The sequence below is a fragment of the Pseudomonas xanthosomatis genome (genome assembly GCF_019139835.1).
GTDB classification, from domain to species: domain Bacteria; phylum Pseudomonadota; class Gammaproteobacteria; order Pseudomonadales; family Pseudomonadaceae; genus Aquipseudomonas; species Aquipseudomonas fakonensis.
This window is the reverse complement of the sequence record NZ_CP077075.1, coordinates 1,875,360-1,890,613: the sequence shown is the minus strand read 5'-3', so window position 1 is coordinate 1,890,613 and position 15,254 is coordinate 1,875,360. Positions and strand designations below refer to the sequence as shown.

The 15,254-nt window shown below is 65.5% G+C and carries 13 protein-coding genes; 5 read left to right on the top strand and 8 right to left on the bottom strand.

What is annotated here, in order from left to right; genetic code table 11:
• Positions 1–3 precede the first annotated feature (3 nt).
• Positions 4–924 carry an iron-sulfur-binding ferredoxin reductase gene (locus tag KSS93_RS08435; protein ID WP_217887892.1) on the bottom strand — a complete coding sequence of 307 codons (921 nt, stop codon included), beginning with the start codon at positions 922–924 and terminating at the stop codon, positions 4–6.
• Between the two features lie 407 nt (positions 925–1,331).
• Between KSS93_RS08435 and KSS93_RS08430 the strand changes: the two genes are divergently transcribed.
• From KSS93_RS08430 to KSS93_RS08415, 4 genes are all read left to right on the top strand, one after another.
• On the top strand, positions 1,332–2,855 hold the full coding sequence (locus KSS93_RS08430; RefSeq protein ID WP_054885069.1) for a fumarate hydratase: 1,524 nt from the start codon (positions 1,332–1,334) through the stop codon (positions 2,853–2,855).
• A 224-nt stretch (positions 2,856–3,079) separates the two neighbouring features.
• A complete protein-coding gene (locus tag KSS93_RS08425; protein WP_217887891.1) occupies positions 3,080–4,027 on the top strand; it encodes a hypothetical protein in 948 nt (315 codons plus the stop codon).
• Positions 4,028–4,094: 67 nt separating this feature from the next.
• Positions 4,095–6,686 (top strand): hypothetical protein, encoded by a 2,592-nt coding sequence (locus tag KSS93_RS08420; RefSeq protein ID WP_217887890.1) that lies wholly within the window; start codon positions 4,095–4,097, stop codon positions 6,684–6,686.
• Positions 6,683–9,109 (top strand): RHS repeat-associated core domain-containing protein, encoded by a 2,427-nt coding sequence (locus tag KSS93_RS08415; RefSeq protein ID WP_217887889.1) that lies wholly within the window; start codon positions 6,683–6,685, stop codon positions 9,107–9,109. Before KSS93_RS08420 ends, KSS93_RS08415 begins: the two co-directional genes overlap by 4 nt.
• A 12-nt stretch (positions 9,110–9,121) precedes the next feature.
• Here the strand turns inward: KSS93_RS08415 and KSS93_RS08410 are convergent, their stop codons facing one another.
• Positions 9,122–10,006, bottom strand: a complete 885-nt coding sequence (locus KSS93_RS08410; protein WP_217887888.1) for a carbon-nitrogen hydrolase family protein — start codon at positions 10,004–10,006, stop codon at positions 9,122–9,124.
• On the bottom strand, positions 10,003–10,593 hold the full coding sequence (locus KSS93_RS08405) for a GNAT family N-acetyltransferase (RefSeq protein WP_217887887.1): 591 nt from the start codon (positions 10,591–10,593) through the stop codon (positions 10,003–10,005). The genes KSS93_RS08410 and KSS93_RS08405 overlap by 4 nt, the downstream gene beginning before the upstream one ends.
• 115 nt (positions 10,594–10,708) lie before the next feature.
• Here KSS93_RS08405 and KSS93_RS08400 point away from each other — a divergent pair, with 115 nt between their 5' ends.
• Complete coding sequence (locus tag KSS93_RS08400) at positions 10,709–11,107, top strand: nuclear transport factor 2 family protein (protein ID WP_217887886.1); 399 nt, start codon at positions 10,709–10,711, stop codon at positions 11,105–11,107.
• Positions 11,108–11,351: 244 nt separating this feature from the next.
• On the opposite strand, the gene KSS93_RS08395 is transcribed toward KSS93_RS08400, so the two are convergent.
• From KSS93_RS08395 to KSS93_RS08375, 5 genes are all read right to left on the bottom strand, one after another.
• A complete protein-coding gene (locus KSS93_RS08395) occupies positions 11,352–11,930 on the bottom strand; it encodes a DJ-1/PfpI family protein (RefSeq protein WP_217887885.1) in 579 nt (192 codons plus the stop codon).
• 64 nt (positions 11,931–11,994) lie between these two features.
• Entirely contained in the window at positions 11,995–13,152 is a 1,158-nt protein-coding gene (locus tag KSS93_RS08390) for a phospholipase D-like domain-containing protein (protein WP_217887884.1), read from the bottom strand.
• A gap of 1 nt (position 13,153) precedes the next feature.
• The gene (locus KSS93_RS08385) at positions 13,154–13,747 is read right to left on the bottom strand and encodes a YceI family protein (protein WP_217887883.1); all 594 of its coding nucleotides are present in this window, start codon (positions 13,745–13,747) and stop codon (positions 13,154–13,156) included.
• A gap of 44 nt (positions 13,748–13,791) precedes the next feature.
• The gene (locus tag KSS93_RS08380) at positions 13,792–14,088 is read right to left on the bottom strand and encodes an amidase (RefSeq protein WP_217887882.1); all 297 of its coding nucleotides are present in this window, start codon (positions 14,086–14,088) and stop codon (positions 13,792–13,794) included.
• On the bottom strand, positions 14,085–15,164 hold the full coding sequence (locus KSS93_RS08375) for a serine hydrolase domain-containing protein (RefSeq protein WP_217887881.1): 1,080 nt from the start codon (positions 15,162–15,164) through the stop codon (positions 14,085–14,087). Before KSS93_RS08375 ends, KSS93_RS08380 begins: the two co-directional genes overlap by 4 nt.
• Between the last annotated feature and the right edge of the window lie 90 nt (positions 15,165–15,254).

Genomic DNA, 15,254 nt, shown 5'->3' with positions numbered 1-15,254 from the left:
CGCCTAGGCATGCTCGGTAAACACATCCGCCAGCACCTGATTACGCGGCACCCCGGCAATGAATAGCCGCCGGGCAAAGCGCTCGACAGTCCCCGGCGCCCCGCACAGCAATGCCATGGTCTGGCGCGACGCCAGACGCAACCCGGCCAGCGCCTCATCCAGTTGCTCGGCCAGCACCAACTCCACGCTCACCCCCGGTAGCGCCTGCAACGCCTCGGCCAGGTAATGCCCGGCCGGCGTGCGCGCCACATGCACCACCCGAATCTCCCCCTGATGCCCCTGACGCAAGGCTTCACGCAGGATGCCCCACAAAGGTGCCAGCCCGGTGCCCGCCGCCAGTAACCAGAGCGGGCGCACCTGCCAGTCAGGGTCGTAGTGCAGCGCCCCGCCGCGCAATTCGCCCAGCCTCAGCTCATCGCCCACCTGCAGTTGCCGGGCGCGGTCGCAAAATGCCCCGGGGCGGCTGCAATCGAGGTGAAACTCCAGCGTGTCGTCCTCCGCCAGCAGGCTCGCCAGCGAGTATGGGCGGGCAACATCGGCGCACCACAGCACCAGATGCTGGCCGGCCTGGTAGCGTAGCGCCCGCCCCGGGCGCAGGCACAGGCGCAGAACGTCGTCGAACCAGTCAAGCGCAGCCACCGTGGCCGGCAGGCCGTCCTGCAGCGGGTCGAACAGCGCAAGCTTCAGGTCGCCTGCCACCGTGCACTGGCACGCCAGTCGCCAGCCCTCGGCGCGCTGGGCCGCGCTGAGGGCGTCGGGTTTGACGTCCACAGGCTGGCCGTCGAGGCAGCGCACCAGGCAGGCGTGGCAACTGCCGGCGCGGCAACTGTAGGGCACAGCGCAACCGGCGCCGTTGAGCGCATCCAGAAGATTAATGCCTAAAGGCACCGCCCAATGGCGCTCGCCCACAGTCAGTTCGGCCATGTCATTGATCTCCAGATACTCGCCTGATGACCAAGCAATGGGGCCGCTTTGCGGCCCTTCGCGGGTAAACCCGCTCCCACAGGTTTTGCGCATGCCTTGAACCTTGCGCCGTACCTGTGGGAGCGGGTTCACCCGCAAAGGGCTGCGCAGCAGCCCCAGTCGATGTCACCCGTCAAACCATTGAACAGCATCACACTGCCCACGTCATCAGCAAAAAGGATGCCCGCCCCGCAGCCGACCATGGTCCAGACCACCCGCAGGTGTTTCCCGCGCCGGGGCGCGGTATACTGCCGCGCCTTTTTGCCCCGGCCCGACCAGCCGGAGCCTTGCCAGGCATGCCCGACATACCGGTGTGCGTTGTCGGTGTGCCTTTACGAATGTTCCCGTCTTTAAGAGGAGCGCGCTGCATGACCGTGATCAAGCAAGACGACCTGATTCAGAGCGTTGCCGACGCCCTGCAATTCATTTCGTACTACCACCCCGTCGACTTCATCCAGGCGATGCACGAAGCCTACCTGCGTGAAGAGTCGCCAGCCGCGCGTGACTCGATCGCCCAGATCCTGATCAACTCGCGCATGTGCGCCACCGGCCACCGCCCGATCTGCCAGGACACCGGCATCGTCACCGTGTTCATCCGCGTCGGTATGGACGTGCGCTGGGACGGCGCCACCATGAGCGTCGACGACATGATCAACGAAGGTGTGCGCCGCGCCTACAACCTGCCCGAGAACGTCCTGCGCGCCTCGATCCTGGCCGACCCGGCCGGTGCCCGCAAGAACACCAAGGACAACACCCCGGCAGTCATCCACTACTCCATCGTGCCCGGCGACAAGGTCGAGGTCGATGTCGCAGCCAAAGGCGGCGGCTCGGAGAACAAGTCGAAGATGGCCATGCTCAACCCGTCCGACTCGATCGTCGACTGGGTGCTGAAAACCGTACCGACCATGGGCGCCGGCTGGTGCCCGCCTGGCATGCTGGGTATCGGCATCGGCGGCACCGCCGAAAAAGCCGCAGTCATGGCCAAGGAAGTGTTGATGGAATCCATCGACATCCATGAGCTCAAGGCCCGCGGCCCGCAAAACCGCCTCGAAGAGATCCGCCTGGAGCTGTTCGAGAAGGTCAACCAGCTGGGCATCGGCGCCCAGGGCCTGGGCGGCCTGACCACCGTGCTCGACGTCAAGATCATGGACTACCCGACCCACGCCGCCTCCCTGCCGGTGTGCATGATCCCCAACTGCGCCGCCACCCGCCACGCCCACTTCGTGCTCGACGGCAACGGCCCGGCCGAGCTCGAAGCACCGTCGCTGGACGCCTACCCGGAAATCGTCTGGGAAGCCGGCCCGAGCGCGCGCCGCGTGAACCTGGACGACATCACTCCGGAAGAAGTGGCCAGCTGGAAGCCGGGCGAGACCATCCTGCTCAACGGCAAGATGCTCACCGGCCGCGACGCCGCGCACAAGCGCATGGTCGAGATGCTCAACCGCGGCGAACAGTTGCCGGTCGACCTCAAAGGCCGCTTCATCTACTACGTAGGCCCGGTCGACCCGGTCGGTGACGAAGTGGTAGGCCCGGCAGGCCCGACCACCGCAACCCGCATGGACAAGTTCACCCGCCAGATCCTCGAGCAAACCGGCCTGTTGGGCATGATCGGCAAGTCCGAGCGCGGCCCGACCGCCATCGAGGCGATCAAGGACAACAAGGCCGTGTACCTGATGGCCGTCGGCGGTGCTGCGTACCTGGTGGCCCAGGCCATCCGCAAGTCGAAGGTTCTGGCCTTCGCCGAGCTGGGTATGGAAGCGATCTACGAGTTCGAAGTCAAAGACATGCCGGTCACCGTTGCGGTGGACAGCAACGGTGAGTCGGTGCACATCACAGGCCCCGCGCTGTGGCAGAGCAAGATCGCCCAGAGCCTGGCCGTTGAAGTGAAGTAAGCCTCGCACTTGCACTGAAAACCGCCCCTTCGGGGGGCAGCGTTACAAATGGGGCTGCTTTGCGGCCCCAATCTGGCTAACTGACCGGCATTGGCCTTCGGGACCGTTTTGCCTGGTGCACACCCTTCTCAGGGCAAAGAATCACCCCGTAGTAGTTATTTACCCCCTTCGACTGCCCCGCTACCGCTGAAATCGCCTGCATTCACCCAATGAGGAATGCAAGCATGAGCAACACCCTCAAAGCCAACCAGTGGCTACGTCGTTTTCGCGTCGATATCACCTCCAGCTCCAACCGCGTGTTCGCCAACGGCCGCCAGCAGGTGGAAGTCACCATCACCATCGAGCCCCGTGACGGTGAAACCATCAGCGAAGAAAGCCTGGCCTCCATGCAGCTGATTGCAATCGACGACGATGGCAAAATTCTTGACCTGGATGGCGACCTGCTGGCCCAGAGCGAGCGCGACGAAAGGTATGTCTACCATGGCGCATATGGCAACGCCCACAGCGCCCTGCCGGAAGCTTCGCCCAACTCCATTCGGCGGCGCTTCTATGTCAGCTCCAAACTGCCAGGCGGTACGCTCAGCACGATCTACGCCGGGATCTGGAAGGACGAAAACACCAGCTTCGAAACCAACACCGCCCCGTTCAGCTCCTCTGTGGTGATCGAGTCCATTGCGCCACGCCGCCTTCAACAACAGGACTTCCAACTCGCCCTGGAGAGCCGGTACGAGTACACAATCTCTGGCGAAAGCCGTTACGACGATGAGTACAAGGAAGACGTCGCCTATTTCGGTACGCAGGACAGCAATAACCCGATCGTGCAGAGCTTCGCGGTGGGGCCGGCATCCGGCGTGCCGTTCTATCAGCGCAGGAACTGGGACCATGCGCTGATCTCGTTCGAACTGGTCAATGATTACAGCCAGCGCTGCGACGTCACCGCCTATGGCGTGGACGCCGATGTCACCCTGACCTTCAACGGCGACAAGACGTTCTATCCCCGCGCCCATCACATGATGCTGCACCGCAGCCATCGGCGTTTCTACGAGAGGTACCACAACTACAAAGCTGTGCAACGCAGCCTGTGGACCGTCATCGACAGCAATGGCAACGAGCATGGCATCGAGTTTCGCACCAGTGACAACGGCGAGGATTTCAGTTTCCGCGTGAACTGACCGCCCCTTGCCCCTGCCGGCAGCTCCACCTGGCGCTGCCTTCTGCCACTGGAACGAGCGCAACGACATGAGCGAACTGCATACCCAAGCCAGCAATTTCCTGGACTTCATCAAGACTGGCGTGGACGACCGCACCGGCCAGTTCACCCTGGCACTGAGCCTGCCCCTGCCACCGGCCAATGGCCTGTGCGGGCCCAGCCTGAACCCGAGCCTGGCCTTCAGTACCCTGGCCTCCAGCGGCAACCGGGGGTTCGGCCTGGGCTGGGCATTGAGCCTGAGCGAAGCCAACCTGGATCAGGCCAACCCGTCATTGCAACTGGCCTCAGGCGAGCGCTTCGCCATTGACCTCAATGCCTCATCGCTGCAGGCCGGGGGCCAACTGGCCTTCTTCGACCAGAAACTCAAAACATTGCTCGCCACCGTACAGGCCGATGGCGCCATCCGCATCGACAAGAAATCGGGCGAACGCGAACTGCTGCGCCAGCCCGATGCAGACGGTGCCCGTTACCTGCTCAGCGAAGTGCAATCAGCAGAAGGGCGCCGCCTGTTCATCGACTGGCAACCCTTCGCCGACGGCGATTTCATCCTCGACAAGATCCGCGATGAACAGCGCACCCTGCTGGCGGTTGACCATGCCGACGAAGAGGTGCGCCTGACCTTCAACCCTGAGACCCCCAGCGCCGCCGAAATGACGTTGCTGCTGAGCAATGACCGGCTCACCAGCATCCAGCTGCCAGGTATCCAGACGCCGTTCGAAGTCAGTTACGACACCATGGCCTTGCCCGGCAACGGCCAGTTGCTGCTACCGGTCAACTGCGCCAGCCCGCTCGGCAGCCGTGACATCGTGCACTGGGCACTCGACAACGACGGGCATCAACTGCCAGACGGTGCGCCGTTCCCGTTCCTGCCGCGGGTCAGCAGTTGGACCCACAGCTGCGGGGCCCGGCACAGTGAAATCAACCACACCTATACCTGGGTCGGTGACTACAACTTCCTCGGTTATGGCAGCGACCATGCCTTTGAATGGCGCAGCGGGCGCGACAACCTCTACCAGGTGCAGGGCAGCTACCAATACCAGGCCGTCGAAACCCAAAGCGATGCCTCAGGCAAAACCTTGTGCAGCATCACCCGCCACTGGGACCGTTTCCACCTGCTGACACGCGAAGCGACCCGCCAGGGCCAATGCGAGACCGTCCGCCAGACCCGCTACGGCCACGACCCTGACCTGGCCTGGGAAGAGCAGCCTGCCACCTGCCAGTTACCACACGAAATCACCACCACCTACATCGATCACAGCCAGCCGGGCGCCAGCCGTAGCGAGCGCACCATCTACCGCTACGACGATTTCGGCAACCTGTTGCACACCAGCTACCCCAGCGGGGTGCAGGAGCGCTATGAATACTACGCTGCCGCCGGCGAACCGGGCTGTGACGCCGACACCCTGGGCATGGTGCGCCACCTGAAAAAGAAAACCGTCATGCCCGCCCAGGGGCCCGGCCAAGCGCCGACCTTGAGCACCCGCTACACCTACCAGACGCTGCCATCGCTGATCGAGGGCGCCCCCGCGCACACCGTGGTGGCCTGCGAGCAAAGCCATGACGAAGCCAGCGGCGCACTGCTGGAAACCACCGAGCAGGCCTACATCAGCGATGCCGGCATACACCACGGCCGTGAGCAGCAGACCATCGTCACGCTCAACGGCAAGCCGACCACCACCACGTTCACCTACAAGGTCGAGGACGGCGCATTGGTGACCGAAACCACCGTGGCCGGTTTCGAGAACGATGATGAAAACCGCTCCAGCACCTGCAGCGCGCAATCGCTGCTAAGCGGTCAAACGGCCTGGGAACGTTCGGACTCCGGGGCCTGCACCCGCTACGAGTACGACAGCATCGGGCGCATCGTGCGCACCCTGCACGCCGCAGGCAGCCCCTTCCAGACCGAACAGTTGGCCCGCTATCACCTTGACGACAGCCTGGCACGCAAGGCGCGCCAGGATGCATCGCTCAACCCGGTCATGATCGAACAGGTTCAGGCTACCGGCCGCCGTCAGCGCCAGTGGCTGGATGGCGAGGGCCGCGTGGTGCGTACCGAGCTGGAAGACCTGGACCATGCGCCCGGGGTGTTCCGTGCGATCGCACTGCTGACCTACGACGCCCAAGGCCGCAAGGTCAGCGAGACGGTACAGGACTGGCTGGGCGATGACGCCACCGCGCCCCTGAGCCTGACCACCACCACCGCTTATGATGATTGGGGTGGTGTGTCGCTGAGCCAGAGCCCCGAGGGCATCCAGAGCCATGTACGCCACGACCCGGTCGGCAAGCGCCGCGAGCAGTGGCTATGTGCCGGTCAATTGCAAGGGCCAAAGCAGGTCACGCTCAGCAACACCGCCGGCAGCCCCATCGAGCAGCAGGAGCATGACGACCAAGGCCGCCTGGTGCGCACCCACACCCTGCTGCGTGACGGCCTGGACCGGGTGATCGAACAGCGGACCAGGACCGAGGGCAAACCCGACATCGTCACCACCTTCACCTACGACCACTACTCGCGGGTCATCGAAAAGCGCCTGGTCGACGGTACCTGCCTGGGTTGGGCCTTCGCCGCCCACAGCGACGACAACCACCCGGTGGCGATCACCGTGACGGCAGGCACACCATGAGTGCACCCTTTACCCTGGGCATGCAGGCCGTTGACGGCCTGGGCCGCCAGCGCTCGGTTACGGTGGCCGGGCGCACCACCCGCTACCACTACCAGCCCGGCCAATTGCCCCCTACCGCCAACACCCTCGCCGATGGCCGCCGCGTGGCCTTTACCTACGAGCCGCAACTGGGCAACGCCTTGCGCGGCACCCAGGCCGAAGGCAGCCCCGCGCAGCAACTGACCTACCACCCCACCCTTGGTGTGCCCACCCAGGCCAGCGGCGGGGCCGGCAGCCTGCAGTGGCAGTTCAGCCCCAGCGGCCAGCCCCGCGAAGACACCTGGACGGCGGACGAGCAGGCCCACAGCACCCGCTGGCGCCATTCGCTGAACGGCCTGCCACTGGGCTTTACCGATGCCGCCGGCACCGAGCATGTCCGCCAGTACGATGCCTTCGGCCGGGTCACCACCCTGCAGGTCGGTGAGGTGCGCACCACCTTCAGCTACGACGCCTTTTCCCGCCCCGTCAGCGTCACCACCCACGACCCGGCGGGCGAGCGCACCCTGGTCAAGGCTTGCACCTACGACGCCATGGGCCGCGAGCAGCAGTGCAGCTACACCCTGACCTGCGCCGGGCGGACCCAGGTGTTCACCCAGACCCTCGCCTTCTCGGACCTCGACCAGCTCATCAGCCGCCAATGGGCCGGCGCGGCCCAGGCAACCGCCGAAGAAACCTTTGCCTACGACCTGCGCGGCCGCCTGGTGCATTACACCGCCAATGCCGCCGCCGCACCGCTAGACAGTTTCGGCAACGCCATCGTCGAGCAGCGCTTCACCTTCAATGCCTTCGACGGGCTGGCCAGCGTCACCAGCCACTTCACCGATGGCAGCCAGGACCTGGCCACCTACCACTATGCCGAGCACGACCCGACCCAGGTCAGTGCCATCGACCACAGCCACCCCAGCTGGCCTTCGCGCATCGAACTGGAGTACGACGCCTGCGGCCGGGTCATCGCCGACAGCCTGGGCCGGCGCATGCGCTGGGACGCCCACGACCACCTGAGCACTGTCGAGCTGAACAGCCAGACCTGCCACTACCGTTACGACCCCAGCGGCCGCCTGTGCGAGCGCGAAATCGACGGCCAGCTCACCCGCAGCTTCTTCAGCGCAGGCCAACTCACCCACGAGCAGCAAGCCGACCGGCAACTGAGGCTGGTCGGTGACGGCGAGCACCTGTTCGCCTTGAGCCGGCTGGCCGACGGTATCCGCCAAACCACCCTGCTCGGCTGCGACGGCCAGGGCAGCGTGCGCCTGGCGTTGGCCGACGAGACCCGACAGCACCGCTACAGCGCCCACGGCGCAGCCCCCGCCGAGGCTGAACAGGTGCCGTTCGGCTACGCAGGGCAACGCCGCGAACCGCTGACCGGCTGGTACATCCCGGCCGGCTACCGCCCGTACGATCCACTGCTGATGATCTTCCTCGCCCCTGACAGCGAAAGCCCGTTCGGCCGGGGCGGTATCAATCCCTACAGTTATTGTGCGGGCGACCCGGTCAACCGTATCGACCCCGACGGCCACAGCTGGGTCACCTGGACCGCGGCCGGCGGGGGTATTGCCCTGGGCCTGATCGCCACCATCGCCAGCCTGGGCACCGCAGCGCCTGCGGTTGCCGGGCTGTTTGCAGGCGGTATGGCCACGCTGTCGGCCAATGCCGTGATTGCCTTGAGCACGGCGGCCCTGAATGTCGTTTCACTGACCACCGGCGTTGCCGCCATGGCCTTGGAGGCCAGCGCAAAAGACGACCAGGCTGCCAGTGTGCTTGGCTGGGTTTCCCTCGGCACCGGCATCGCCAGCACGTTAGTGGGCATGACGGGGTCACTGGCAAAAGCCACCACCGCTGCGCGAAAACTTGGCAGGCGCTCAGCGATCAGAGGCACGCAAAGCCGCACCACGGCGCCCTATCACTGGGTCAGGCGAACCGAAGTACTGCACTCCACCAACGGGGCGAGCAATGACGTGGCCATGCACTACAACCTGTGGGGCAAAGGCATAGTTGCCTTCGAGACCCATGGCAGCAAGGCGGGAAAATTGATGAACGCTGCCGGGAAGTCCGAGGATGCCGTGCGCGTTGCCATCAAGGAGATCGCACCTCGCCTGGCCGGGGTACCCAAGGACCAGCCCATCGTCCTGCTAGCCTGCTATGGAGGCCGCAGCGGTGCCGCGCAACGTATCGCCAATGCCCTGCAACGCCCTGTGCACGGCTACGACAAGACCATCTGGGTATACCGCGCCAAATATATGCAGTCATTGAGCGTCAGCGATGATCTGGTGAACATCCCGACCCAAAGCCTCTCGCGCTGGCAAAGGCTGATGGGCACCCAAAGCGCCCTGACCGCAGAGCCCGGCAAGACGCTGGCAAGCGGCAGAATGTACTACCCGATGTAACCCTGCGCCGGGTCACTCGCCTGGCTGGCCGATACGCACAAATTGCTCAGGCCAGTCACGGCGGGTGAACACCTGCCCGCGCTGACGTACCGCACGCACCGCCGCAAGGTCGATGTCGCAGACCAGCCATTGGCTGGTCAGCGGCGCGGCCTGCGCGCTCAACGCCAGCACACCGTCGTCGGGCAGCCCAAGGTCGGGCGGCACGAACAGCCCCGCCCGGCCCGTGTTCTCGTCCAGTGCCAGGGACCAGGGCGCCAGCCCCACGGTCGGGCTCTGCAGCACGGCAATCTGGTTTTCCAGCGCGCGCGCCTGGGCGCCGATGCGTACCCGGTGGTAGCCCGCCACGGTGTCGGTGCAACTGGGGGCCAGAATCAGGTCGGCACCGTTTTCAGCCAACCTGCGCGCCAGCAAGGGGAACTCGTTGTCGTAGCAAATCAGGATACCCAACTGCCCAAGGGGCGTATCGAACACCTTGAGCCCCTGGCCACCGACAATCCCCCACTGCTCACGCTCGAAGCGGGTCATCATCAGCTTGTCCTGGTACCCCAGGCAGCCATCAGGGCCGAACAGCCAGGCCCGGTTACGGTACTGCCCATCGGCGTCCAGTACCGGTGCGCTACCCGGCTGCAAATGGATGCGCCAACGCCGGGCCATGCGCTCGCACAACCCAAGCCATGGCTTGAGCAACGGCTGGATGGCGCTGATCGAACCCTGCAGGTCCGAACGCTGCGCTGGCGGCAACTGGCCGCTGAGCACAAGCCCGGCATATTCAGGCAACAGCAGCAACTGTGCGCCTTCGGCCACCGCTTCGGCACACAGGCCTTGCAGGTGCTCGGCGTAGGCCTCCCAGCTTTCATGCAACTCGATGGCGTACTGGCAGGCGGCAACGCGAATCATACCGGCAGGGCCTTGAGCCAGAACGACATGATCTTGGCCGACTGCTCCTGCTCGTCGAGGTCACGCCAGCTGTAGCTGGTGCGCAGTGAAGGCTCATGCAAAAAGCCGCGGTTGCGCCAGAAACCGTGCAACGGCTTGTAGTCGCCCGGCCGGCGCGGGTGCCCGGCCGGGCGCTCCACCGCGCAGAAAGCGCAGTAGTCGAACTCGGCCAGCTTGTGGGCGTAAGACTCGCGCTCGATGAAAAAGCGCACCCCCAGGCCCTGGCCACGGTAGGCCGGCAGCAGCACCGATTCGCCGAAGTAATAGACCGAGGCCGGGTCGCGGCCCTGGGCCAGGAAGGGCTGCTGAAACTCGGGGGTCTCGTCCACCAGCGGCAGGCCGGTGGAGGCACCCACCACCTGGCCGCCATCCAGCGCCAGCACCACCAGGCTGCGCCCGGAGCGGGCGTAGGTGGCGAGGTATTCGGCTTCGTAGTCCAGGTTGCCGTCGTAGAGGTACGGAAACTCGCGGAACACCGTCAGGCGCAAACGAGCAAGGTCATCGATGTAAGGCGCGATGGCAGCGCCATGCAGCAGGCGTATTTCCATGCGGGGCGGTCGTTTTGTCGATGTGGATGACGCGCTCGGCTAAGCCGGGCCTGAGCACAAACCCTATCATCGGCCCGCTACCCTTCCCTTTCCCCTGCGCGACAGGTATTTCTCCATGACCGCTACCGAACTCGTCACCGCCTACTACAACGCCTTCAATGCCGGCGACATGCCCGCCTTCCTCGCGCTGCTCAGCGAAGACGTGATTCACGACATCAACCAGGGCGAACGGCAGATGGGCAAGGCCCGCTTCGCCGCGTTCATGGACAAGATGAACCGCTGCTACCGCGAACGCCTGGCCGACATCGTGGTGATGCAGAACGCCGAGGGCAACCGCGCCGCCGCCGAATTCACCGTGCACGGCGAATACCTGGCTGACGACGAAGGCTTGCCGCCTGCAAATGGGCAGAAGTACGTGCTGGCGGCCGGGGCGTTTTTCTACATTCATTGCGGCAAGATCGCCCGGGTGAGCAACTACTACAACCTCAATGACTGGGTCGAGCAGGTGGGCTGACCTTCAGCCCCTCATCGCCGGCAAGCCGGCTCCTGCAGTATTGGCGCAAATTTGAAGGTTATGCGATCCCTGTGGGAAGCGGCCTTGTGTCGCGATGGGCTGCGCAGCAGCCCCGGCGATTCTGCATGATGCCAAGATACTGGGGCCGCTACGCGCCCCATCTCGGCCGGACGGCGCCCCGGCAAGGCCCCCACCTCACAGAGGGCCATGTTGAATCAACGGTTCGTGTTCTTTTGCGGCCAGCTCAGGAAATTCGCGTCCCCAGCACCTTCAAGAACGCCGCCAGCCACGCCGGGTGCGCAGGCCAGGCCGGCGCCGTCACCAGGTTGCCATCGACATGGGCCTGGTCCACTGCAATGTCGATGAACGTGCCCCCGGCCAGGCGCACCTCCGGCGCACAAGCCGGGTAGGCGCTGCATTCACGCCCCTCCAATACCCCCGCCGCCGCCAGCAGTTGCGCGCCGTGGCACACCGCCGCAATCGGCTTGCCGGCCTGGTCGAAATCACGCACCAGCTCCAGCACCTTTTCGTTCAGGCGCAGGTACTCCGGTGCCCGCCCACCCGGAATCAGCAGCGCGTCATAACTCTCGGCACGCACCCGGACGAAGTCGTAGTTCAGGGCAAAGTTGTGCCCGGGCTTTTCGCTGTAGGTCTGCTCGCCCTCAAAGTCGTGGATCGCCGTGCGCACCGTCTGCCCCGCGACTTTCTCCGGGCACACCGAGTGCACCGTGTGGCCGACCATGCTCAGGGCCTGGAACGGCACCATCGCCTCGTAGTCCTCGACGTAGTCGCCCACCAGCATGAGAATCTTCTTCGCCGTCATCGCATCCACTCCTTCCATTGCAGGGACATTCACCATAGTTCGCTTTTACCGCCCGCGACATGCTCTAGTCGCGCCGGTCCAGCAGGTTGGCCACCAACCGGTCCAGCCAGCCCCACACCCGCTGCTTCACCCGCCGCCACAAGGGCCGCGCATGCCAGTGGGCCAGGTCGACTTCTTCGCTCAAGGCAAAATCCCGCTCGAAGCTGGCCGCCACCGCCGCCGTCAGCGGCGGGTCCAGCGCTTCGACGTTGGCCTCGAGGTTGAAGCGCAGGTTCCAGTGGTCGAAGTTGCACGAGCCCACGCTCACCCAGTCGTCCACCAGCACCATCTTCAGGTGCAAGAAGCACGGCTGGTATTCGAAAATCCGCACCCCGGCGCGCAAAAGGCGCGGGTAGTAGCGGTGGCCGGCATAGCGCACCGCCGGGTGGTCGGTGCGCGGGCCGGTGAGCAGCAGGCGCACGTCCAGGCCTTTTTGCGCGGCGCGGCGCAGCGAGCGGCGCACGCTGAAGGTGGGCAAAAAATACGGCGTGGCCAGCCAGATGCGCTGCTGGCCGCTGTTCAGCGCGCGCACCAGGGCATGCAGTATGTCCTTGTGCTGGCGGGCGTCGGCATAGGCCACCCGGCCCATGCCCTCGCCCTGAGCCGGCACCTTGGGCAGACGCGGCAGGCCGAAGTTTTCTGGCGGGCGCCAGGCGGTACGGCGCTGGTTGGCGTGCCACTGGCGGTCGAACAGCAACTGCCAGTCGCTGACGATCGGCCCGTGCATCTGCACCATCACCTCGTGCCATTCGCTCAGCGGCTGGTCAGGCTGCCAGAACTCGTCGGTTACCCCGGTCCCCCCAACAACCGCCCAGCGCTCGTCCACCAGCAGCAGCTTGCGGTGGTCGCGGTACAGGTTGCGCAAGCCCCGGCGCCAGCGCAGGCGGTTGTACCAGCGCAGGTACACGCCGGCCGCCAGCAGGCGCTCACGCAATACGTTGGGGAAGGCCAGCGAGCCGTAGTCGTCGAACAGGCAGCGCACCCGCACGCCGCGTCGCGCGGCCTGCTCCAGGGCCTCGACCACGGCTTCGGCGCAGGCGCCGCCTTCGACCAGGTACAGCTCCAGGTCCACCTGAAACTCGGCACGCACGATCGCCAGGAGCATGCGCGGAAAGAATTCAGGGCCGTCGATCAGCAGTTCGAACTGGTTGCCATCCCGCCAGGGGAAGACCGGCCCCGGCATTTCAGCGGGCGTTGAAGATCAGCACCGCACTCACCGGCACCGACGGGTTGATCGACTTGAGCCCGGCAGCCTTGCGCAGGGTTTCCAGGCCCGGCAGCAGGCCGAAGTCCTCGGCGCGCAGCACCAGTGGCTCCAGCGTCACCACCTGAAAGCGCCGCTCGTCCAGCCGGGTGGCCAGCAGCAGGGTGTTGTAGTTGTGGGTTTGCCCATGCACGGTAACGCTCACCGGCAGGCGCAGCTCAAGCTGGGCGCCGTCGGCCAAGTCGTTGATCGGGCGCAGGTCGATCTGCGCCCGCACCTTGCCCTCGGCAAAGCGCTCCACCTCGAACAGGCTCTCGCGCATGCGCTCGTCGCGCAGCGGGATGCCGCTGCTGACCGAGTCCATCTCGATGCTGACCTCGGCCGCACCCTTGCGGTCGACCGTGCCATGCAGCACCAAGAAGCGGCTGACCTCGGCGATGTTGCCGTTCTTGCCGGTGACGAAGGACAACCGCGACGACTCGCCGTCCAGGTGCCAGTTGGCCAAGGCAGGCGAACCTGCGCCGATGAACAGGGGGAGCAGCAATGCGGGCAGCAGGCGGGACGGTTTGAACATGGGAATTCCTGTCAATCAAGGCCGCCAACATTACCCGCCCGGTTTCATGGCAGCAAGCGGCAGCCCTCCCGCGCGCCCTGCCAGGCGGCCTGGCTGCGCACCCCCAGGCCTTCTGCGCTCACCCGCCGCTGCACGGCGTCTTCTGCAAGCAGCCCCAGCGGCAGATACTGCTTCACATAGCCACGGCAATAAGCCTCATCCAGGCCCATGACGAAGCGGCACGAGCAATACTCCTTGGCAGAATAAGCCGACAGGATGCCGGGGAAATCGCCCAGCGCCTGGCGCTCGTGCCAGGCCCAGGCCAGCAGCGCCACTACCAGCACCAACAGTACCCGCTTCATGCGCCGCCCTCCCCGGCCAGCACCGCCAGTACCCGCTTGAGCAGTTCGTCGTGGCTGAAGCTGCCATCGCGGTCATCGGCATAGCGCACGATCACCAGCTTTTGCGCCGGCAGCACGTACAGCGCCTGGCCCCAGTGCCCCAGGGCGGCGAAGGTGTCAGCTGGCGCTGCGGGCCAGGGCCGCGCCTGGCCGGGCAACGGCTGGTTGAGCCACCAGTGCCCGCCTGGGTTGGCCTCGCCGGGGATGGCCTGGGCGCGCTCGAACAGGGTGCGGTTGAACGCCACCCAGTCGGCTGGCAGCAACTGCCGGCCCTGCCAGCGCCCGCCGCGTTGCATCAGCAGGCCGATGCGCGCCAGGTCGCGGGCGTTGAGGTAAAGGTACGACGAACCCACAAAGGTACCGGCGCCGTCGCGCTCCCACACCGCGCTGTGGATGCCCAGCGGGGTGAACAACGCCTGCCAGGGGTAGTCGGCGTATTGCCCGGGCTCGAGCATGCCGCGTAAGGCTGCCGCCAAAAGGTTGCTGTCGCCGCTGGAATAGGCGAAACGCTCGCCCGGCGCGCTGGTGGCAGGCATGCCGGCGGTATAGGCGGCCATGTCGGTGCGGCCACGGGTGTAGAGCATGGCCACCACCGAAGATTTGAGCGGCGCGTATTCGTAATCCTCTTGCCAGGCCAAGCCGCTGGCCCAGTGCAGCAGGTCGCGCAGGCGCAGGTTCGGGTGCTGGCTCAGCGCCGGGTAGTAGCGCGCAGCGGGGTCGTCCAGGTTGAAGCGCTGCTCGGCCTGGGCCACACCCAGCACGGTGGCCAGCACGCTCTTGCTCACCGACCAGCTCAGGTGCGGGGTGTCGGCGCGGGTGGGGGCGGCGTAGCGCTCGTGGAGGATGCGGCCGTCGCGGATGATCAGCAGGGCGTCGCTGCGCACACCTGTGCGTTCGGCGGTGCGCTCGGGGAAGGCATAGCGGTCGACGCTTTGCCAGTCGAGGGGGCTGTCGTCGGTTGACCAGTCAGGGGTGGGCCAGTCTTCGGCCCAGGTGGGGCTGGTAGCCAATACAAGGAACAACCAGAGTGCCTTCATCGAAGTCGCTTTCCATTGGGCCGCCTTGCGGCCCTTCGCGGGCAAGCCCGCTCCCACAGGGATCGCGCTGGCATTGAAGATCGCTCAGCC

Coding starts and splice junctions, on each gene's coding strand:
- KSS93_RS08435 (WP_217887892.1), bottom strand. CDS start 924: ATGGCCGAACTGACTGTGGGCGAGCGCCATTGGGCGGTGCCTTTAGGC.
- KSS93_RS08430 (WP_054885069.1), top strand. CDS start 1,332: ATGACCGTGATCAAGCAAGACGACCTGATTCAGAGCGTTGCCGACGCC.
- KSS93_RS08425 (WP_217887891.1), top strand. CDS start 3,080: ATGAGCAACACCCTCAAAGCCAACCAGTGGCTACGTCGTTTTCGCGTC.
- KSS93_RS08420 (WP_217887890.1), top strand. CDS start 4,095: ATGAGCGAACTGCATACCCAAGCCAGCAATTTCCTGGACTTCATCAAG.
- KSS93_RS08415 (WP_217887889.1), top strand. CDS start 6,683: ATGAGTGCACCCTTTACCCTGGGCATGCAGGCCGTTGACGGCCTGGGC.
- KSS93_RS08410 (WP_217887888.1), bottom strand. CDS start 10,006: ATGATTCGCGTTGCCGCCTGCCAGTACGCCATCGAGTTGCATGAAAGC.
- KSS93_RS08405 (WP_217887887.1), bottom strand. CDS start 10,593: ATGGAAATACGCCTGCTGCATGGCGCTGCCATCGCGCCTTACATCGAT.
- KSS93_RS08400 (WP_217887886.1), top strand. CDS start 10,709: ATGACCGCTACCGAACTCGTCACCGCCTACTACAACGCCTTCAATGCC.
- KSS93_RS08395 (WP_217887885.1), bottom strand. CDS start 11,930: ATGACGGCGAAGAAGATTCTCATGCTGGTGGGCGACTACGTCGAGGAC.
- KSS93_RS08390 (WP_217887884.1), bottom strand. CDS start 13,152: ATGCCGGGGCCGGTCTTCCCCTGGCGGGATGGCAACCAGTTCGAACTG.
- KSS93_RS08385 (WP_217887883.1), bottom strand. CDS start 13,747: ATGTTCAAACCGTCCCGCCTGCTGCCCGCATTGCTGCTCCCCCTGTTC.
- KSS93_RS08380 (WP_217887882.1), bottom strand. CDS start 14,088: ATGAAGCGGGTACTGTTGGTGCTGGTAGTGGCGCTGCTGGCCTGGGCC.
- KSS93_RS08375 (WP_217887881.1), bottom strand. CDS start 15,164: ATGAAGGCACTCTGGTTGTTCCTTGTATTGGCTACCAGCCCCACCTGG.